The following is a 19,398-nucleotide window of genomic DNA, read 5'->3' on the forward strand; positions in this document are numbered from 1 at the left end:
CGGAAGGGCAGTCGTGGGTAGATCGACGGGCATTCAGTAAGCGGCGGAGGGATAGCGCGTGATGTGGATGCCTGGCGTGTCTCGTGTGCCTGGCGTATCCGCGTTAGGATAGGTCGCATGACGAAGAAGCGGAGTACAAAGGCGAGCATTCGCAAGCGCCTCATGGAGCAGGAGCGCGAGCGTCTGGAGAAGAAGGCGGAGCACTTTTCGGAAGTTGCTGACAACATCGGCGAGATCGACGAGCTGATGGTCCGCACGGTCGCGGCGGTCGACGCCTTGCAGCGCCTGGACGTGACCCTCGCGGAGATCGAAGAGACCACGGGTGTGTCCGCGTCTCGTTTGAGCTCGGTGCGCCGCCGCGTCAACGCCCTTACTGCCGGCGACGGCGGCGACCTGGAAGGGCAGGACGAGTCCTCAGAAGGTGGCCCTGCGTCTGACTCCGAGGGCGTTTCGTCAGGTGACGAACACCAGCATGACGGCGGGCACCAGTAGGGACGATGTTCGAGCCTGTGTCCGTTCGTACCGCCGCCTCTCCGTGCCCGGTGTCGCGCGCCTTCGGGGGTTCTTAGGTGAGTTCCCCTGAGCGCAAGTCGCCCGTGACTGACACCAGTCTCATGCCCTCCCCCGCCACTGTTGAGCGCTTCTGGAACAACGTGGTGCGTGGTCCCGACCGCCAGGGCGACGAGGCTGGCTCGTGTTGGATTTGGGTGGGCGCGATTTCCACTCCCGACGGTTACGGTCGTGTCTCGTGGCAGGCGGGAATGAGACGGCGCACGATGTCCGCCCATCGCTTTGCCTTGCTACTGGAGATGGGCGAGGAACTTCCCCCCGGCCTCGTCGGTGAGCACGCCTGCTGTGAGCCCTTGTGTGTCCGCGTGCATGAGAGGCACCTTCGCACCTCTACCCAGGCCGAGAACATCGACTACGCGGTCTTCCGTGGCCGGCACATTGGTAACCGTCGTGGGTCTGGCAGTGAGTCCCGCGCGCAGCGCTCGCTGCGTGTCCGTGAGGCGGTACGCCACGGGTGGGACGAGGAGGCGCTGCGAGCTGCACGCGCTGAGGTCATTTACGTTCCCGGGCAGATTCCCCTATGGTGAGTATTGGCAGTGTCTGACACCGGGTTGTCCGGTCAGCATGAAAGCGGCCCCCGCGTTGGCGGGGGCCGCTTTCCGTGGCGCTACTTGTGTTGGGTCAGGGGGTCTCGTGTTCTCGTCGGTCCTCGCTTTCCCCCCTGCCCGTAAGCGTCGTACAGGGGCGCGTAGCCCCGTCACCTACGGCGACGCGGCGGGGCCGTGTGTTGGTCCCTCATCGTCCGCTAGGTACTTGTAGAGCGTTGTGCGGCCAATGCCGAGTCGCCGGGCCACTTCCGCCTTGGGAATGCCGTCAGTGACCCACTGTCGTGCCTGAGCGACATGCGAGTCAGTGAGCACCTTCGCCCGGCCCTTGTAGACCCCGCGCGCCTTCGCGCGGGCAATCCCCTCAGCCTGGCGCTCCTTGATGATGGAACGCTCGAACTCGGCCACGCTGCCCATGAGCCCGAGCATGAGTTTGGCGATTGGGTCAGCCTTCGCAGAGTAGGTCTGCCCCTCACGGAGGAACCTCACCGAGACGCCGCGGCCCACGAGGTCCTCGACAATCGTGTGGAGGTCGACAAGTGAGCGCGCGAGGCGGTCCATGCTCGTGACGATGAGTTGATCTCCCTTACGCAGATACCGCAGCACCTCCTCCAGTTGCGGGCGGTGCCGCGTGGAGCCGCTGATCTTCTCCTTGTAGATCTGCGACGCGCCTGCCGCGCGGAGTTGGTCAAGTTGGCGATCCAGGTTCTGCTCCTGTGAACTCACCCGGGCGTAACCGACTTTCTGCCCCAGAACAACGTCCTGGTGTTCGTTGATGTCTAGAGGCAATGACGGGTCTGTTCCGTTGTCCATATTTGAACCCTATCGAACAGGGCGGGCCTGTAATTCATAAGTGCCCGGTTTGGGTATACCCCAGGAATACACACCAAACGGGGACGTCCCCGGGACCGTTGTAAATACTCGATCCGGGGTTTCTTTTTCCAGAAACCCCCTAGCCGTATCCTCCAGCCGGCCGTGAGACCCAGAAAGACAATGTAGCCCCCGCTACACCCTGGGTCGCTGTATGTCCGGCCTGAAACCTCCACTCTTTCGGGGCAGGGGACAGCCTGCTCTACCCGATTGCGATACGGCCTCCAATGCGGGTCTGGCCGATGTCGCTACGCTGCCCGGCTGCGCGGCCGGCCTCGACTGCCCGACTGTCGTAGGTGCGCCTTTGGCGGAACTCCCCCATCACGAAACCGTGCTCGGCGACATATTCGTCGCGGGCTTTCTCGGCCTTGTCCTGGTCATCAATAAGTGCCAGTGCGTAACGCCCTTCCTCATCTCCAACGGTGCCCTCCGCCTCCCGCAGTCGCTGGCTGATCGTGGTGATGAAACCAACCATGAAACTGCGCCTCTTGACTGTGGTGCTCGGCTCCCAGGCATCATTCTGGCGCTCCATCTTGGCCTGCGCGACCATGCGGGGGGCGAGCATGGCATTGAGCATGTCCACCCGCTCCATGTTGCGGCGGGTGCCGAATACAGTCATAGACTTAACCTTGGTCGACCGGGGGTACTTAGCCTGGAGCCCAACACAGTGGAGTGCGTTAGCGATTCCGTTAAGCAGCATGGCCTGCATATCGGTGTATGCCCCGCCGAGCGCGTAGGTGCGGGTGATAACTTCGTCACCCTCGTCCGGGTTGTCCAGGTCGCGGGCCTCGAAGCCATACTTGGCCATAATGCCGGCGGCACGGCTATAAAAGGCGTCGCGCGCGGTGTCCGGGGTGGCCGGGTCTTCGGCCTGCGCCAGAAGCTTGGCGACCTTGGACTTGAGCTTATCGATGTTCTGCATGACTGCAGATCCTTTCTGTGCGTGGGTACCGGGGGCCGTGTTGCCCTCTCGGTGGGTTTGACCGAACTGTTGTTCTCCGCTCGATCTACCTCCTATTTTACCCATCTGCGGGTTGGGCACAACCGCCAACCCCCGGAAGGGGGGAGGGTATCTATAGCCACTGGCTGAAGCGGGTTTGTTGCGACTGGATGGAGGTGCTGCGCCTCCTATTTAGCGCCTGCTGCACCTAATGCCGGGTATGGACTGGCGGTAGACCTATGGCGCGCTAGATTCATCCCCTTACCCCGCAAGTGGTCCACACATATAATTGACACCGAACGGATCCATTCGATCTCAAGAAGGCGGTTCCGATGACGAATAATCCAAATGTCCCAACCGAGACCAACCCCGTCGTGAAGGTGGACGGGGAATTGCGCAGCGTCTACCTTCCCCCCCACAGCACCGACTCCGGCATGGCGGCAATGAAGGAGCTTGGGGATTACGGTCAGGCAGTAGTGAAGATCGTTGCCCACGGCGGACCCAACGGTGACCGCGGACTGTATTGGACCGAGGGCCAACGGCTACACGTCCCGGACGGAACGGTGGTTGCACACAGCCTTGCCGAGGCCGCTCAGCTCGTGAAGCATCTCGGTTGGAGCACGGGCCGCTTCATCGTCTGGCAGAAGATTGATCAGCACGATCCTGTCAAAGCTCTTGTTGATGCCAGCAAGGAACTTGGCTTCATCTAAAAAAGATTCTCTTCGTCTCTTTACCGCCGGCGCTTACCCGGTCTCACTGACCAAGCGCCTGTAGCGTTCCCACGCTTTGCGCTGCCCTTTGCCGACCTCGACTAGACAGGCAAACAGTTCGTCCTCGGGGGCTTCGGTGGCGATGTGACCCAGGTGAGCCACCATGCGTTGGAATTGGCGACGGTAACTTTTGGAGGCCACCTGGTGCGCGTAGTCCGTCACCGCGAGATCGTTAGCCTGAAGGCCGATAAGGGTCATCATCATCTCGGTGGCGTCGCGTTGTGACATTCCCTCTTTGGTGCCCTTGGACGTGAGCGCAGTGATAACGCTGGCAGAGTCGCACGGCTTTGATTTCTGCGCCCGCTCGCAGAGCACTCGGTAGACCTTGGCGTACATAGGGCGGTAAAAGTCCTCGGCTACCAACGTTTGCGCGACAGCGTTGGCAGCGGTGTGGTGTCCTCGCTCTCCGGCCCACAAGAGCGCGGAGAGCAGGAGCGCTTCGGAGTCGTAGCGGGGGTCGTAACCGCCGGCGTCCGGGGCGTCGATGTCCGGGGTGTCATCAGGCGTGGTCATGACCTATCCCCCACCGCGGGGGCTATGTCCATGCCCCACACTTTGATAACAGCAGAGGTGCGTGCGATTTCGTCTATCTCCCACACCATCTGAATGGTCGATTCGTCGGCTGTGATGACCACGGGATCACCGGGAGCGTAGTCCTCAACGATGTGCGTGGCCAGCATGTCAGTTTCGGTGTTCTGGAACGTGACGCGGAAGAACGTTGGCTTGCCGCGGGTGCGTTTCTTGACTCCCACACCGACGATTCCCAGCCCCTTGCCCTCCTTCTTGCCGCGCTCGGTGCGGGCGGCGTGCTCTGCGGGCGTGGGCAACTCGGTGATGACTCCCTCGATGATCATTTCTCTTCCTCCATGTAAATGGGTGAGCCCGTGGGATAATCCCCCCGCAGGACTCCTTTCAGTGAGCGCCCGATCATATCCCCTGCGGTCTCCGGCCCCCCGAGATGTGCCGTCCTGGCGATCATGTCCCTCACCTCCTGGTCGGTGGCAACCCACCCGCGCACAAAGCTGGCGAGTGCGTCCTGGATGCTGAGGCCGGCAGCTGCTAGCCGCTTGCAGAACTCATCGGCCTCATCCACAGAAAGACGGAAACGGACCACGCGGAATTGTTGCTCGTATTCCTCGCGCTGCTGCGGTGTCAGTGGCATTCTTCTAAGCCTCCTTGGATCAAGCGTTAGCGTGCCAGCGCGGCAAGCCTGTCGGGTCGAAAACCGCTGAACGGTGGAGCATTATCCGGAACGACGATCGGCGCTTGAGTAAAACCGAGGGCGGCCACATCCTCGGGAAGCTCGGCGGCGTCACACACCATAAAGGAAAGTCCTAGCGCCTCCGCGCGCTTGATAGTCGCCTTACACTGCACGCACTTGTCCTTGCTGTAGATAATCATCGTTCATTGTCTCCCTTGTTGACCTGGTGATGCGCGTGATTTCCGGGGAATGCGCGCCCCTCCCCACCCCTGTCGGCTACTCCACGGTGACCATCACGGAGACCGGAAGCTGCCCGTCCTCACCGGGTGCGAGGAGCAGATCGTAGGGCAGTAGGAGGGTGCCGTAGCCCACGGCCGCGGCCATGTGGCGCTGCACCACCTCGTCGTTCCCCCACCTGTGATCGACAGCGAGGGAATGTTGCGCCCATTTCCAAGCGGCTTCCGCGCTCGTGAAGCCCCCCTCCGCGAAGTGGAGGGAACCAGTTGCCGGGTTGAAGAAGTCGAAACGGTAGGTAGCCATGATGCGGCCATCCTTTCTGTGCGTGGGTACCGGGGGCCGTGTTGCCCTCTCGGTGGGTCCGACCGAACTCTCTTACTTTGCTCGATCTACCTGCTAGTTTACCCCGTTTCGGGTTGGGCACAACCCGCCACCCCCGGAAGGGGGGCCGTTCCGTATGTGCCGGCAGCCAGGCGGGTCCACTGGCGCAGCCAAAGCCAGGACTACGGCGCCCCACCGTTCATACGCTAATGCGGTCACGCACGCACTCATGCACGCAGGCGTGCAGGCACGCACTCATGAACGCATGCGTGCACGCGTTCACTCGCGTTCCTCACTCCCGTCAGGCGGGTCCACTGGCGCAGCCAAAGCCAGAACTACGGCGCCCCACCGTTCATACGCTAATGCGGCCACGCACGCACTCATGAACGCATGCGTGCACGCGTTCACTCGCGTCCCTCACTCCAGTCAGGCGGGTCCACTGGCGCAGCCAAAGCCAGGACTTTGGCGAGTGACAGACTGTCTGCTGACCTCTCCCTCCGTGGCCACTGCCGCACCACTCTGTAGCCGCAACCATTCCCATCCACGCGACGCCACCGCCGCAACCCACGCTCACGTCCCTGCCTCATCGAAAGCAAGCGGGCGCAGCCCGCGCGGTAGCCCAAAGGAGCGCCAGCGACTGCGGGAGAAAAAGACCCCCACCCAGCAGGGGTAGGGGTCACACGTACGGCAGGTTGCCTATTCCAGTTCCTCACCTCGCGCTTGCGTGTTTTCGTTGAAATTGTGTTGCTGCCCGCTGGCGTCCTGGATATTTGTCTCGTGGACGGACGTGTCGATTCGCCCTCCGAAGGATTCCAAGAACGACCCCCCGCCGGTGGGGGAGGTCTGCTCCGCCTCGTCGAAGTCAAAACTGCCGGTCTTGGGCCGTTCCATAACTGCGACACTGCCGCGGTTGTCCCACGCCTCAGCCTGCTCCTCGGCTGTGCCGTCTACCTTCACGATGGGTTCGCCCTCCGGGTGGTAGGTGATTCCCTCCTCGATCATGTGCCGGGTCGGGTTGAGCTCCAGGCTGTAACCGGGGGAACGTCCCTTTTCTTCCAGGCGCATCATATAGGCGAGTTGGGCACGTTTTTCCCCATCCGAGTGGTTGAACTCGCGGATGCGGTTTTTCACTCCTGCCAGCTCGGCGCTCTTTTCTTCCAGTTCGGCCTGCTGCGGAAAGTCGCCAAGATCGTCGCTGTTTTCCAATCGGTCGATTTCGCGGCGCACCTTATCCATGTCTTTCTCCGCCCGGTCGTAGTTGCTGACCACGGCGTTAACGGAGGACTCCATGCGAGTGAGGAAACCAGAGCGTGACTGTGGCAGGTTGGCGTCCTCCTCGGCGGTGCGCACTTGCTCGTCTCGGATGAGGTTGTCCGGGATGGATTTCGGGTGCTGCCCTGCAGGACTGCTGATAAACATGGCGGAGTTCGCGTAACTGTAATGGGCGTAGAGAGGCACTCCGCCGATTTGACCGATGTGGCGCTTGTCGGTGCTGCGGTCACGGGATACGGCGGCAAGCTGCGCCGTCATGGCCTCGGTGGCCTCCTTGCGGTCGGTGTAGGTGACCCCTCCAAACGTCCACGTTTTTTCGGCGCTATCGGTCTCGAGCCATTTTTTAGCGGCGGGGATCAGCGGTTTCAGCGTTTCCCGCTGCTGTTCGATTCGCGGTAGCTCCTTCTTGTTGTAGCGCAGGTAGAACTCTGCCGACTCCTTTTGAGCGACATGCTCAGTCTTGCGCGATTGCAGTTCTTCGACCTCGCGGGTCAGCACGATCTCGCGCTCGAAATCGGGGTTGCCGGTCGCCAGCGACTTGTTGCGCGCGAGGACGTCGCTCTCGTTGTCCTCTACGTTTAGCTCATTGGCACCGGGCCGGCCCTGGTAAATCTGCTGGATGAAGTCCTGCTTGTATTTCAGGGTGGACCAGGCGTGGCCGTCCGCTGTTCCTGCGGCGATGTAGTGGTAGACCCGCACGTCCTGGTTCTGGTTGCCTTGGCGGATGATTCGACCGTCGCGTTGCTCCATGTCTGCAGGTCGCCACGGCACGTCAATATGGTGCAATGCCACCGCGCGTGTCTGGATGTTCGCGCCAGTCGACAATTTCGCGGTGTTGCCGATGATCACATCAACCTTGCCGTTGTTGCAGTCATCGAAGAGTTGGAGTTTTCGGTCGTCCCATTCATGGATGAATCGGATGCGGCTTTCATCCATGCCGCGCTCCACGAGTTCCTGGCGCAGCGCTTCGTAAATAGTGAATTTGCCGGGGTCGCTGGAAGGCACGCCCTTGTCACAGAAGACGATTTGGAGACCGCCCGGGTTGGGGGATTCCTCCCCGAACTGCGTGAGATAGGTGTTGTCGCGGTTGGCCTCCCACTCGGTGGTGATCTGGTCTGCCACGGCTTTCAGTCGCCCGGTGCCAGGTTCTGCGTCCAGTCCTGCCAGACGCGGGTCGAGAGTGGCGGCTTTGCCGTCGTTGATGAGTTTCAGGGCGTTGTCGATACGCGAGTCGACGCGCGGCAACTGCTCCTCGCGCCACATCAGGTCGCGGCTGAGGTCTTTCACCTCGTCCCCGGGGTCAAAGGTGACAACGGTTGGCGCACCGTTGTCTAACTGCGGCAGTTTCGCCGGAATTTGGCTGCGATCCACGTAATCCATGAACGGCGAGTTCATCTGGGTGATCTCGCGGACGTTGACGTACCTGGCGATTCGGGTTTTTTCCTTAATTCGCCCGCCTGCGCTGAAGTCGAGGCTGGTTACCGCCTCGGTGAAGTTCTTTCCCCACGCGTTGACGCCTGCGATAGCACCCTCTTGGAGAAGGTCGGGGCGCAGGTAGTGCTGCATGACCCACAACTCCGCGATGGAGTTGGTGATGGGTGTGCCGGTGGCGAACGTGACTACAGGCGCGCCGACGCGCTTCTGACCACGCAGCCACTCGATCTTCATGTCCATGTCGGTGGACTTCGCCGCGCCCTCGTGCGCCAGTTCGCGCAGCGGAGACACTCGCCCAAGGTTCTTGTACCCGTGGGCCTCATCGACGATGAGGTAGTCGATGCCGGTCTGGTCGAAGGTGATCCCGACATCCGTTCCTGCCGCTTCGCGCTTCTTTGCATGCTGGTTTTCCATGCGCTGGAGCGTCTTCTGGATATCTTTAACCGTGCGCTTGTGGTCGGGGCCGGCATCTTCTAGCGATTGCAGATCGTCACGCAGTTCCGCCATCTTCGTCTCCAGGTAATCTGCCTCGATCTCAGGGTCGAGGCCCATCAGGGTGAAGACGGATTCGGGGATGACCACTAGGTCCCAGTCGTTAGTTGCGGCCTGTGCAGCGAACATTTGCCGCCCATCACCGTTTTTGCCACCGCCGATAGCGGAGGCACCCGAAAGGACGCGCGCTCCGGGATACCATTGGTTAGCCTCGCGGGCGATCTGTTCGACCAGGTGGTTGGGCACGACCAGGGCAGGCTTGTTGACCTTGCCGAGGCGTTTGAGCTCCATTGCCCCCATGACCATCGAGCCGGTCTTTCCCGCACCCACAACGTGGTTGAGCAGCACACCTGGCTCGTGAATCATCCTCTCGACGGCGTTGCGCTGGTAGGGATACGGAGTGTATCCCTCCGACATGCCGGGGAATTCGCGGGTGCTGCCGTCGTAGACGGGTGCAACGACGTTGTTGAACTGGTCGTTGTAAGCGTCGATCAGGCGCTCGTAGCGAGCGGGGTCCTCTCTGGTCCACTGGCGAAAGTGCTCCGTCATTTCGCGCGCCTTGCGTCCTGCCGCCTGGGTGGCCTCGGGGTAGAGGACCGTGGCATTCTCAGGGTTGGGGACTCCGAGTTGCACACGGGCTTCCAACGAGTAGTTCAGAACTGGGGCCGATGAATTCATGGCGTGGCGCAGCGCGTCGGCGGCGGGGAAGACCACCGAATCATATCCGCGGTGGGCAATGCCGTGGTGGGATAGCCCCTGCATTTGCGGGTTACGTGAGCGGAAGTTGTATTCGCCTCGCGCGTTTGCTGCGGCAAGGCCGTAGCGGATGTCCGCCTCACCTTTCTGCCACCACGTCTTTGGCAGCGACACAGACCACTTGTCAGCCACATTCTTGACGTCGATTTGGTCACGTTTATTGTCGGTGATCTGCAGCGTTTCGGCAATGAAGTCCACGTAGATGTCGTTCGGAATCCACGTCGCACCGAGGTTCATGGTGATGCCCTCAGTGATGCGCTCGGGTTGCACTTCGCGCAGCGCTTCCCGGTTGGCGACAAACCGATCATCGGTGGAGGCCAGTTCGTCGGCCATCCGCAGTTTCGTGCGGACGGCTCCGGAGAGATAGCGCTCGCGCGGAATCCACTCCTCCGGTTCGAGTGGGTCGCGGAACGCCATCCCCTGTGCCTCCAATTCCTCGGCAACGCTGGCGGCGTCGTAACCATCGAGAAGGGCTGCGAGGTTGCCGGCGGTAAGTGCTTTACCGGAGCCCTCCACGATGTCGAGGGCGTCGGTGAGGGAGTCTGCGGTGTCGAGCTCGACCACGGTGCGAATTGGGTTCGTGGTGAACAGCGGTCCTTTCGCCGCCTCCTTGGTGTCCTGGTTGTAGCGCTCCAGGGCATAAACGGCGTTCATAAACGGGTCGGAGGCAATGGCTCCTTCCAGGTGGGGGCGCTTGTTTACCGGGGTGCTAGAGGTCTGCCGCGCTTGGTCCATGAGCTCGTCGTAGACCTCGGTAGGCAGATCCCCTTCGAAGGGCCGACCCTCAAGGCCGTTTTCGACTCGCCAGCCCTCTTCCAGTTTGGTGAAGGCTTTCTCTATCTGAGCGTCGGACTTCTTTGCTGGCTCCTTCACCTCGTGGAGGTTGATGGGTCCATGGGCTGCAACGTAAGCGTCGTACTGTTCGTTGAGAGTGCCCCGCAGTGCATGGATGTCGGCGGTGTTTTCATCCCGGCACGCGTTAAGCAGCGCGGTGGTCGTATCTCGCATGTCGACCAGACGCACCCACTGGTCGGCGTACTTTTTCACGTGCCGCACAGGCACCCCCTCAGTGGTGCCTGCGGATGTGTGCTGCCTTTGGAAGAAGGCAAGGTTTTTGCCCTCACCCTCGTAGCGCAACGTGCCGACAACAGATCCCATCTCTGCGCGGGCGGTGTCGAGCAGGCCGGTGGTGTTTACCGCCTCGGCAACAGCGGTATCGGCGGTGAGGCCATATCCGTCAGCGACGGCTTGTTCAATGTCGGCGGTGAGGCGGGCGCGCACCTGCTCGGCCAGGGGAGTGGTGGTGTCAGCGTCGAAGGCCAGTTGTGCCCCGAAACGCCCGGTGGTGGCGCGCGGGGTGCCCAGGATGTTCTCGGGGTGTTCCGCGAAGAACTTGTTCATGCGGAAGGCCTGGCCGTCGACCTCCACCTCTGCGGTGGTCAGGAAGTCCTCGGTGCGCTCGGTGGGTTCTTGGCCGTCCTCGCGGACGCGAAAGACCAACACGTCGGTGGCGACCTGGGTCCCGGCGTTGGCGGAGAACGCGCCGTCTTTGCCGGAGGGGAGTCGCACGGCCGTAATGAAGTCGGCGCGGTCGGTGAGTGCTGCGCGCGGTCCATAACCGTCAGTGTTGCCTTTGGCGTCTGCGGTGCCTGTACTGCTGATAACGGCGACGTAACCGCCCGGCTTGGTCAGATCGATGGATTTAGAGATGACGTAATTGTGCAGGTTAAGACCGTGCGGGTTGCGTGCTGGGTCGTGGGGAACGACGTCAACGAACGGCACGTTGCCGATGGTGGCAGTGAATGTATCGTCAGGCAGGTCCGTGTGGGTGAAGTCCTCCGCCCTGATCTGCGCATCGGGGTGGAGCAGTGAGGCGATACGTGCGGTGGTGGGGTCAAGCTCGACCCCGACGGCATGGGTTCCCGCCGGGGCAGTAGACAAGAAGTTGCCCTTGCCGCACCCCGGCTCCAAAACGGTTCCCCCCTGGTAGCCGGCGCTTTCCAGCGCGCTCCAGATTGAGCGGGTCAGATCCTCATCGGTGAAAAACGCCGAGAGGACGGTGCGCTCTGCGCGGCGGTAGTCACTGACGGACAGCAGGGTGCGCAAGTAGTCGCGCTCGCGGGCGTAGCGGGCGTCGCGCTCATCAAACACGTCCGCGAGCGCTCCCCACGACTGCCACTGTCCGAGGAGGCTGCGCTGCGAATCGGTGAGTGCGGATGGTTCAGTGTCCGCGCTAATGGAGGCGAGCTCCTCCAGGGCACGGATATTGCGCCCGATGGCGGTGGCGGGGTTTACCGGGAAGCGGCGATCCGCTTGTCCCAGTACCTCTCCGCGTCGGCGATCTGCGCCTTCAGCTCCGGATAGTCCGGGTGCTCGGGCCGGTTCGGCAGCTGCAGACCGAGAAACAGCCTCCGCTCGAACAGCGCGTCCGCCAGCAGCAGGAACCTCGGGGACTCGTCCTCCCACAGTTCCCACACCGCGTCCTGTGCCTCCTGGCTCGCCTGAATGTTCTCCGGGGCCTGCCACCACCCGTTCGGATCGCGCAGCGTCTGGTCGTGGGGAGTCTCCTCCTCGTCCTGCTCCGTCTGCCGTGCCACGATCTCCTGCGTCAGCGGCGCCAGGAACTCCTCCATTATTTGATCCGTTGCCAACTGCTTCGACTGGGCGATTAAGCTGCCCCGCTGCGGGCCGTCCGGCCAGTCCCCGGTCTTCTCCTTCAGCGCGTTGATTGCCGCCGTCTCGATCTCCGAGGCGCGGTCCTCCCACGCTTGCGACATCTGCTCGTACAGTTGGTCGATCTGCTGTTCGGTCGTTTCCGGGTCGTAGGCCGTCAGCGTCGCTTGTACGTCCGCTCGATGAATCATCGGTTTCTCCTAATAGATCGAAAATGCTGAGCTGGTTTTCGTTCGGTATTTGCCTTTTGCGGCTTCGGCGAGCCATGCACACTCCCACTTGATAGACAGCATTGTCACTGCTTGTGTGCCGTCTATGGTAGGGGAGAGCGAGTCGTTTAACGACTTAAAAAAGCGTTAGCATTTGTCGGTTTACCTGCGGAATCTACTGTGCAGAGGAGCCGAGGTAGCCAGGTTCCAAGGGGACGTTACTACTGATTTCCATCTGGGAATCGCGCTCAAACTTCTCCGCCGCCTCCCCGATAAGACCCCCGGTGAACATGGTGGGCCAGTAGAGAAGCAGCCACACGAATCCCAGTGCGATGGTGGTGCGTAAGCTTCGGCGCAGCAGGCCAATCGCCACGACCACGACAAGACCTGCGACAAACCACTGATCGAGGGTCCAATCGGCCAGCATGGCTACCTCTTTTCACCGGGCAACCCGTATTTCTCGATGATCGCTTCTTCCACAACTGCGCGCACCGTCTTGCCGGTTTCATTGGCCACCTGCTTGACGCGCTGGCGGCAAGAGAAAGAGAGGCGAGTGCTGAACTGGACCACGGGTTCTTCAGCCGGAGCCGGCGGCGTGCTCTGCGGGGCGGGAGGAGTGACCTCCGCCGAATCGGTTCCGTGATGCGCGCTCGGACGTGGTTGGTTGGGCGTGTTTTTCGTGCGCCGGGCGTTCAGATCAGGGCCGTCTGTTTTAGTCATGCTATTGCCTTCTTCGTCGTTGTTGGGACTATTCAAAAATTACCGGGGCGATTTGCTGGTAGAGGTCGGCGTATTGCTGTGCCACGAGCTGGCCTTTCTCATAGTCGCCATACCAATCGCCCGACATGCGGCACTGTTCCACGATGGTGCGCTCGGGAATGTAAGGGGCCAACAGCAGGCCCGTACTTTCCAGGTCTTCCCGGGCTGCGGTGGCAACTTTCCTAGTGACGGTGTCGGGCCATCTCCCTAGAACAATCCCGATTTCGCGCAGGTTCGTGGGCGCTTTCATCTTCTGGCGCGATTCGATGAACTTAGCGACAGACTCGCGCGCCCCTGCCACTCCGTCTACCCCATCCTGCCCTGGCGTGGAGGCGTAGATTACCCCGTCAGAAGCTGCGAGGGCATTCTGCGTCAGGGTTCCGCCCTGGCGGTTAGGACAATCAATCACCACGAGGTCAAAATCAGCCCCCTGCAGCGAGGTCATCAACCGCAGCTCGATGTAGGGCGCCGTGTCGCGCTCATTCTGGGAGAGTTCCCTGTGGGACGGGATGATGAAAAGGTTCTCGTTCCACGGGGAGGGGAGTGCAAATTCGGTGACCCATCCTTCGGGATTCTCGTTACCGATGATGGCGGCTACAGTTTGCCAGTCCTCGTCCGGTTCGGCTCCCGTCCACTTTGTAGTCGCTCCCCGTGGGTCTAGATCAATGAGGAGCGTGCGCTGGCCTGCCTGGGCCGCGGAGTAGGCGAGGCTCACCGCTGTGGTGGTCTTTGTGGCCCCACCTGTCTCGCTGTAAACCATGATCGTTTTCATTTTCGTCCTTTCGTCGTGATCCGAACTGGCACGCCCCGGACCGCTTAACGTGCAGGTAAACAGCAGTTCCTGAGCCTGTGCCCACACTATAGCATGCAAATGAACGAGTGCACTCTCTAATGAATGAACGCATGCATGCATATTGGGTCATCCGCATGTTCGCGGGCAAGTTCATCGAGCGCCTGGGAGACCTCATTGCGCTGGGTTTGCTTCTGCAGAACAGTGCTGAGCCATGCGAACGGCCGCTCGATATCCTCGGGGTGGAACTCCCAGCCGCGTTCGGCGTTGTAGGCATCAATGCTGGTTAGAATGGTCGCAGCGTCAGAGGTAGCTGCTCCAGCAGCGTCTATGACTCGGGCGAGGGCGTTGAGGTGATACTTCTTTCCCGGCTGGTTCGGGTGACGCAAAAGCCAGCTCATGCCGCCGATCTCCGGGTGCACAAGGTCGGACGCGATTTTCTTTGCGCCCTTGCTCGGGGGTTTAAACCCTCTGCGGTTTTGTTTTGAGGGTGTGGGTGTCTCGGAAAAGCGCGTAAGCGCGCTGAGTAACCAGGTAGAAACAGTAAGAGAATAAGTACGCCGCACTACGTGCGGGTGGGGTGACAGTAGGGCGGAGTTGAACAGTTTCTTCACAATGTCCGCGAGGCGGAGATTGGCGTTTTTACGGTGCATGAAGGGGTTGGCGTCGCAGGCCCACGCAGGCTTGGTCGGGCGGGGTTCCTTTCTCCAGAGCTCGGCAGGCATGACGAGATCGCGTACGGAGGCAGCGCGGGTCTGGTAGCGACGGTGGCGAAAGTACGCCAGGACGCGCTCTCCGGCGGACAGGTGCCTGCCGCGTGCACGTTCCACGATGAGCCCGATGTCGCACAGATCCGACACGACAGCCTTTACCGCCCGCTCTAGCGTTTTGATGCTCAATGTTGCGGTCTTGCGGCCCCGGCTGGTGTGCCCATCTCTCGCCGCTTCACGGGCGAAGTGCTGCGCGAGTGAAGCAACACGGAGGTTGGAGGCTGCACAGTTATGCCCGGTCTTGTCGTCGGCGAAGTAGGCCAGGGCGGCAAGGATAAACGGGAGGTGCTGGACGGCCACACGCCCTGACTGGCATGCCTTCTGTACATCGCGCCAGTTAATGAGCTCGCGTAGCGCCACATCCTCCCAGATGGCGCGCGACTGCCAGCAGAGCCGGCTGCGCTCGGCCTCGTCGACCTCGACTGGTAGGAGAAAGGAGCGGCCAGGCGAGGCGGGGCAGCGCTTGGTTTCGCGGTCGATGGTCGCTTTGGTTGCAGCGTCAACGGCGTCGTTGATGGCTGTCGCCCGCGCGAGGATTTCTTCCTCGGTGAATGTCGTGGGCTCGATGCCGTTCCACCGCAGCCACATAGTCTGCCTGCCGGCATCTGTAGTCAGTCTCGGTGCGATGACGTGCTCGAAGAAAAGATCACGGTGCGCGATCTTCTCCTGGAGACGGGCCGCTTTCGCCGCGGTTGTAGTCGTTGTGTGGGTGTTTTGTGAGGCCGGAAGACATGAAAAAGCCCAGGTAGTAGCCGCTGAATCAAGTTCGTCTCGCGTTGTGGTTGCGAAAGTATTTTGGGTACGACTATCCTGGGAATCAGCGTGATGCAATGCTGTTCCCTTTCTGTGGTGGAGGGGGATACGAGAACTAGCTGGTAACTGGTTCTCCCTGATCTTGAGAAAAACCCCCGGTTTGGTACCCGGGGGTTTTTCTTTGTCATGTGGTGATTCCGGGTTGGTGGTCCGGTAACAACACAAGCAGGAGTACCCCTCCGCATATATTTAATTGCTGGTGGCGGCCGGTAGCGTGGCCAGCGAACAAAGTTTCGCGGGGTGGATACCTCCTGTAGTGCGGGTAGAGTGCGGGCGGTAAATTACACCGCTGTCAGTCGTTCATCATTCCATACAGTTTGGTGCGCCTCGGGAAGAACTCTCTGCTTCACTACGTTATGGCGATGGAAAGTGACATGCATTAGTCTAATGCCGTTAGCATTCGTCCGGCAAGGAGGGACATAATGCTCGATAATCTGCGCCGCCGTAGGAGCCGGAATTACGCGCGAAGATCTGCGGAACGTGCAGCTGGGAGGCTTATGCGCACGGCAGCGGCGGCAGGTCCGGTTGCCAGTGTGGCTGACCTTGTGGGTACCGTTGAACATGAAATCGGCACCCCGGTGACGATGATTGAGATGGAATTGCCGTGCGGGCAGGTCGGCTTCACCCGTCTGACGGATGCTGAGGCGGTGATCGCGGTTTCCCCGCGGTGCACGACGTGGCAGCACACCGTCGCACACGAACTCGGTCATCTCGTCCTGGGTCATCGGCACGGCGGCGTGGAGATCGCGCCGCCTCCTCCGGGAGGGTATGCGATGTGGGCGGCATTGCAGCGTGAATTAGAGCATGAATCCGCCGTCAATGAATTAGAGGCGGAAGTATTTGCGGCGCGTGTTCTAGAGATGTTGCCCCGCTGCGGTGAGTCCCGGGGTCATGTTCGATGGAAAGACGCCCTGGGCTGATGATTCTGGTTATCAATGCCCTCGTGTCAAGTGTTTTGTTGAGCGCAGCAATCGGGGCGATTGTCGTTCTGCGGCGCAATACTTTGCTTGCTCTGGCGCTGATGATGAGTCTGGTTGTGGTCACCGCGTATTCGATTCTTAATGTCCCCGCAGTCGAAGAAATCGTCCACAATGTCATTCCCAGTGGTAGCAGCTTGATCAAGGACATCCTGCTTGTGGCGTCGGTGAGTATCTTCGCGGTGGCGACCCGTGCTCTCGGCGGACGCGTCAGCTGGATTGACGTGGCGGGTTGGCCGGGTCTGCTGGCGGTGGTCAAAGGCGCTGCGTGGGGTTATGCGAGGCAGTGGTGTTCTGCGGGCAATGGATTGACTTTCGATGAGTGCGCCGCAAGGACCGGGGTTTATGCGGCCTCGGAAGTCCTCGTCCTGTTGAGCCTGCTTGTTTACTCCGCTCGGCTGCTGCGGTCGATGTGGTCGGAGGCGACGCGGAAAACCGCAGCGGGACGTGCGGTATTTGCGCTGTGCGTCGGCCTGGGTTCCCTTATCTGCTGGGCGATGGTTGCTGTATGGGGGGTGTGGGAGGTTTTCTACCTGGGTCACTTGTCGGTGCCCCAGAAGTTTTTGAGGTCAACACTGTCCATCGTCGCCGTTACTGGCCTAGTCGTGGGCATGTTCACCATCTCATTTGCACGGGTGTGGCAGCAGGCGCACTTGCGGTGTGTCGTAGGGCCGGTGAGTAAGCGCCTGGACGAGATTGTCCCGGTGGAGCGAGGCCACGGGGTGCCGCTGATCACTCGTCTGATGGACCAAATCGGCCTGGCGATCTCTGACGAAAATGGTTCCATCGAGCGCGACGCTGAAGGCGGTGAGATCGATGCCGCAAACTGGCTGCTAGGTCGGGGAGAACCCCCGAGGGCGGTGCCGATCTCCGCGGACCCGGAACAGCAGGCGGGGTGGCTCATCCGGGTCGCTACGATCATGAGGAATGAAACTGGCAAGGATAATAAGTGATCTGGGTGCACCCTGGATTCTCAATGTGGTGCTGTTTCTCGCTCTCGGCCTGGGTCTAGGTGCGCCAGCTGCGGGCGTAAGTGCCGCGCTTCTGACGGGCGTGGTTCCCCGGGCGATCATTGCGGTACTTATGCGACGCGGTGAAGTCAGCCACCATCATGTCACCAAGCGCGAGCAGCGCAAGCCCGTGTTCGCAGCGATTCTTGTGTGCCTTGCTGTCGCGGTGGCACTACTGGCGGCGTTGCCGACTCCCCGAGAAATGTGGATCGCACTCGGTGCAGCCATTGGGTTCATCGTTGTCTTTGCCTGTGTAACCCTGATGCTGCGGCTAAAGATTTCTGTGCACGTCGGCCTGTGGGTCACTGTGTGGGGATATCTGGCGGTTGTTCTGTCACCCTGGTGGGCGCTTGGGCTTGTATTTGCGCCCGTAGTCGCCTGGTCCCGTCTCAAACAAGGCCACCACACACCCCGCGAGCTCGCTGGTGGCTTCGTCGCCGGCCTAGTTGTCCTCGCCTGCGCCTTGGGGGTTCTCGTCTAGCGGTTGGGCGAAAAGCTGCGACTGCCTAGCGGTGAGCTTCTCGCGACGTTTCAATCCCCGCGCTGCTGCAAGACGTCGCTGTTCAACTTGTGCAGAAGTCGTGAGAATCCACGACTCGATTGTCTTCCACCGATCTTCAGAATCGGAAAAAACTGTTTCCTCGACCTTAAAAATATCGGCCAGCGCCAAAATGAGCGGCCACGACGGGGCGGCAACCCTGCCAGCGAAAATGTTGCGGAGGTGGGAATCGGAGACCACAATGCCGCGGTTGGCGAGCTCAGAGCGGAGTTCCGCAAACGAGTAGGGCCCGCTGGTGAGCGGGTGAACGTACTCGCGGAGAAAACGCAGCCGATACCCGAGGACTGCTGGGTCGAACTTCACGCGCACTCCCTCCTTTGTGATGCCATGTCACCAAAATAGCATTGAATATTAACGCTACCGGGCTAAGATTGGGGAATTCTGCGTAACTGCTGATAAAGATGAGACAAACTAGCTGCGGTTTAGCCGATTATTGATGGTCAGTTGGGCCGCCTGCATGATTGTCATGTTGTCGACGCCGAACAGTTCGGCCAGGACGGGCACTCGGTCTATGGACAGGGCGGTGGTGCCGCGCTCGATGTCGCCCCACCCCGAGGCTGACAAACCGAGCGCTTCGGCCACTTCCGCACGTGTGCAGCCAGCTAGGACGCGCTGGGTCTTGAGGTCCAGTGCCGTCGGAAGAACGTTGATAACGGAGGCCACGGGTTCGTCAAGTACGGCCATGACTATGGACAGCATTTCGACGGACGGTGTGGCAATTCGGTGCTCCCATTGAGAGATCGTCCCCCGCGAAATGCGGCTGCGGCTGGCGAGCTCCGTAATCGTGAGGCCGGCCTCTTCTCGGAGCTGGCGAAACCGCTCTGGGTCGAAATGTTCAACCGATGTTCGTGCCACGATTCCTCGTCCAGGTAAAGGGAGTAGGGGGTCTCCCCGAAAGGGCAGGCCCCCTTTTTAAGCATGTGCGGAATCAAGAATAAGTGATTAATGTCGCGCTACCTGGGCGGAGGGGTGCTATGTAATTGTTCAGTCTGTAAAAGCGAGAAATACTAACGCCAACCTACTAGCAAAACGGCCCCTGCAAATGTAGTGTGTGTGAGGAAACCCCCCATTCCGTTCGAAAGGTTCTCCATGAAACGTTCCAGGACAGGACTGCTTATCGCGTCGGCGGCTACAGTCGGCACACTCTTTGTTGTCCCGGTGGCACAGGCGCAGCCCGGTGTCACATCGGTGGATTCCGCCGAAAAGCCCGCACCGTCCAAGGGGACGCAGCCGGGTACGTCCACTCCGGCACCGTCCAAGGGGACGCAGCCGGGTACGTCCACTCCGGCACCGTCCAAGGGGACGCAGCCGGGTACGTCCACTCCGGCACCGTCCAAGGGCTCGCAGCCGGGTACGTCCACTCCGGCACCGTCCAAGGGCTCGCAGCCGGGTACGTCCACTCCGGCACCGTCCAAGGGCTCGCAGCCGGG

At 61.0% G+C, this 19,398-nt stretch carries 22 protein-coding genes and 1 pseudogene; 7 read left to right on the forward strand and 16 right to left on the reverse strand.

The genetic code is table 11. The features are described 5' to 3' along the window. The first annotated feature begins 117 nt into the window (after positions 1-117). Positions 118-492 carry a hypothetical protein gene (locus HF989_RS09560; RefSeq protein ID WP_168686012.1) on the forward strand — a complete coding sequence of 125 codons (375 nt, stop codon included), beginning with the start codon at positions 118-120 and terminating at the stop codon, positions 490-492. Between the two features lie 104 nt (positions 493-596). After that, a complete protein-coding gene (locus tag HF989_RS09565) occupies positions 597-1,097 on the forward strand; it encodes a hypothetical protein (protein WP_168686014.1) in 501 nt (166 codons plus the stop codon). A 174-nt stretch (positions 1,098-1,271) separates the two neighbouring features. Here the strand turns inward: HF989_RS09565 and HF989_RS09570 are convergent, their stop codons facing one another. Then, positions 1,272-1,928: a recombinase family protein gene (locus HF989_RS09570; RefSeq protein ID WP_168686016.1), complete on the reverse strand. Its 657-nt coding sequence runs from the start codon at positions 1,926-1,928 to the stop codon at positions 1,272-1,274. 259 nt (positions 1,929-2,187) lie between these two features. Beyond that, complete coding sequence (locus tag HF989_RS09575) at positions 2,188-2,907, reverse strand: DUF2786 domain-containing protein (RefSeq protein ID WP_168686018.1); 720 nt, start codon at positions 2,905-2,907, stop codon at positions 2,188-2,190. 350 nt (positions 2,908-3,257) lie between these two features. Here HF989_RS09575 and HF989_RS09580 point away from each other — a divergent pair, with 350 nt between their 5' ends. After that, positions 3,258-3,635, forward strand: coding sequence for a hypothetical protein (locus tag HF989_RS09580; protein WP_168686021.1), 378 nt, complete (start codon positions 3,258-3,260; stop codon positions 3,633-3,635). Between the two features lie 33 nt (positions 3,636-3,668). Here HF989_RS09580 and HF989_RS09585 read toward each other — a convergent pair whose 3' ends face one another. The 11 genes from HF989_RS09585 to HF989_RS09635 all read right to left on the reverse strand — a co-directional run bounded on the left by HF989_RS09585 (position 3,669) and on the right by HF989_RS09635 (position 15,440). Next, a complete protein-coding gene (locus HF989_RS09585) occupies positions 3,669-4,208 on the reverse strand; it encodes a DnaB-like helicase N-terminal domain-containing protein (protein WP_168686023.1) in 540 nt (179 codons plus the stop codon). Next, positions 4,205-4,549 carry a hypothetical protein gene (locus HF989_RS09590; protein WP_168686025.1) on the reverse strand — a complete coding sequence of 115 codons (345 nt, stop codon included), beginning with the start codon at positions 4,547-4,549 and terminating at the stop codon, positions 4,205-4,207. The genes HF989_RS09585 and HF989_RS09590 overlap by 4 nt, the downstream gene beginning before the upstream one ends. Next, on the reverse strand, positions 4,546-4,857 hold the full coding sequence (locus HF989_RS09595; RefSeq protein ID WP_168686027.1) for a hypothetical protein: 312 nt from the start codon (positions 4,855-4,857) through the stop codon (positions 4,546-4,548). The genes HF989_RS09590 and HF989_RS09595 overlap by 4 nt, the downstream gene beginning before the upstream one ends. Positions 4,858-4,883: 26 nt before the next feature. Further along, complete coding sequence (locus HF989_RS09600) at positions 4,884-5,096, reverse strand: thioredoxin domain-containing protein (RefSeq protein WP_168686029.1); 213 nt, start codon at positions 5,094-5,096, stop codon at positions 4,884-4,886. A gap of 76 nt (positions 5,097-5,172) precedes the next feature. Next, positions 5,173-5,436, reverse strand: a complete 264-nt coding sequence (locus HF989_RS09605; protein WP_168686031.1) for a hypothetical protein — start codon at positions 5,434-5,436, stop codon at positions 5,173-5,175. 714 nt (positions 5,437-6,150) lie between these two features. Continuing rightward, entirely contained in the window at positions 6,151-11,559 is a 5,409-nt protein-coding gene (locus HF989_RS10915; protein ID WP_168686033.1) for a DEAD/DEAH box helicase family protein, read from the reverse strand. A 140-nt stretch (positions 11,560-11,699) separates the two neighbouring features. After that, positions 11,700-12,272 (reverse strand): hypothetical protein, encoded by a 573-nt coding sequence (locus tag HF989_RS09615; RefSeq protein WP_168686035.1) that lies wholly within the window; start codon positions 12,270-12,272, stop codon positions 11,700-11,702. A gap of 193 nt (positions 12,273-12,465) precedes the next feature. Then, on the reverse strand, positions 12,466-12,717 hold the full coding sequence (locus HF989_RS09620; protein ID WP_168686037.1) for a hypothetical protein: 252 nt from the start codon (positions 12,715-12,717) through the stop codon (positions 12,466-12,468). Between the two features lie 2 nt (positions 12,718-12,719). After that, positions 12,720-13,010, reverse strand: coding sequence for a hypothetical protein (locus tag HF989_RS09625; RefSeq protein WP_168686040.1), 291 nt, complete (start codon positions 13,008-13,010; stop codon positions 12,720-12,722). Positions 13,011-13,038: 28 nt separating this feature from the next. Further along, positions 13,039-13,821, reverse strand: coding sequence for a ParA family protein (locus HF989_RS09630; protein ID WP_168686042.1), 783 nt, complete (start codon positions 13,819-13,821; stop codon positions 13,039-13,041). 116 nt (positions 13,822-13,937) lie between these two features. Next, positions 13,938-15,440: a hypothetical protein gene (locus tag HF989_RS09635; protein ID WP_210729153.1), complete on the reverse strand. Its 1,503-nt coding sequence runs from the start codon at positions 15,438-15,440 to the stop codon at positions 13,938-13,940. 515 nt (positions 15,441-15,955) lie between these two features. Between HF989_RS09635 and HF989_RS09640 the strand changes: the two genes are divergently transcribed. Then, on the forward strand, positions 15,956-16,342 hold the full coding sequence (locus HF989_RS09640; RefSeq protein WP_168685980.1) for an ImmA/IrrE family metallo-endopeptidase: 387 nt from the start codon (positions 15,956-15,958) through the stop codon (positions 16,340-16,342). On the opposite strand, the gene HF989_RS10960 is transcribed toward HF989_RS09640, so the two are convergent. After that, a complete protein-coding gene (locus HF989_RS10960; protein WP_484482024.1) occupies positions 16,239-16,550 on the reverse strand; it encodes a hypothetical protein in 312 nt (103 codons plus the stop codon). The genes HF989_RS09640 and HF989_RS10960 overlap by 104 nt on opposite strands. Between HF989_RS10960 and HF989_RS09650 the strand changes: the two genes are divergently transcribed. Both HF989_RS09650 and HF989_RS09655 read left to right on the forward strand, forming a co-directional pair. After that, complete coding sequence (locus HF989_RS09650; protein ID WP_168686048.1) at positions 16,537-17,352, forward strand: hypothetical protein; 816 nt, start codon at positions 16,537-16,539, stop codon at positions 17,350-17,352. The two genes, HF989_RS10960 and HF989_RS09650, sit on opposite strands and share 14 nt — an antisense overlap. After that, positions 17,327-17,890 (forward strand): phosphatase PAP2 family protein, encoded by a 564-nt coding sequence (locus HF989_RS09655; protein ID WP_168686050.1) that lies wholly within the window; start codon positions 17,327-17,329, stop codon positions 17,888-17,890. Before HF989_RS09650 ends, HF989_RS09655 begins: the two co-directional genes overlap by 26 nt. On the opposite strand, the gene HF989_RS09660 is transcribed toward HF989_RS09655, so the two are convergent. Both HF989_RS09660 and HF989_RS09665 read right to left on the reverse strand, forming a co-directional pair. Beyond that, the gene (locus tag HF989_RS09660; RefSeq protein ID WP_168686051.1) at positions 17,852-18,271 is read right to left on the reverse strand and encodes a hypothetical protein; all 420 of its coding nucleotides are present in this window, start codon (positions 18,269-18,271) and stop codon (positions 17,852-17,854) included. The genes HF989_RS09655 and HF989_RS09660 overlap by 39 nt on opposite strands. A 108-nt stretch (positions 18,272-18,379) precedes the next feature. Then, positions 18,380-18,823: a helix-turn-helix domain-containing protein gene (locus tag HF989_RS09665; protein WP_168686053.1), complete on the reverse strand. Its 444-nt coding sequence runs from the start codon at positions 18,821-18,823 to the stop codon at positions 18,380-18,382. Between the two features lie 234 nt (positions 18,824-19,057). Between HF989_RS09665 and HF989_RS09670 the strand changes: the two are divergent. Then, positions 19,058-19,398: pseudogene (locus HF989_RS09670) on the forward strand (hypothetical protein); the annotation flags it as partial.

It is taken from the genome of Corynebacterium mucifaciens (genome assembly GCF_012396315.1).
GTDB classification, from domain to species: domain Bacteria; phylum Actinomycetota; class Actinomycetes; order Mycobacteriales; family Mycobacteriaceae; genus Corynebacterium; species Corynebacterium mucifaciens.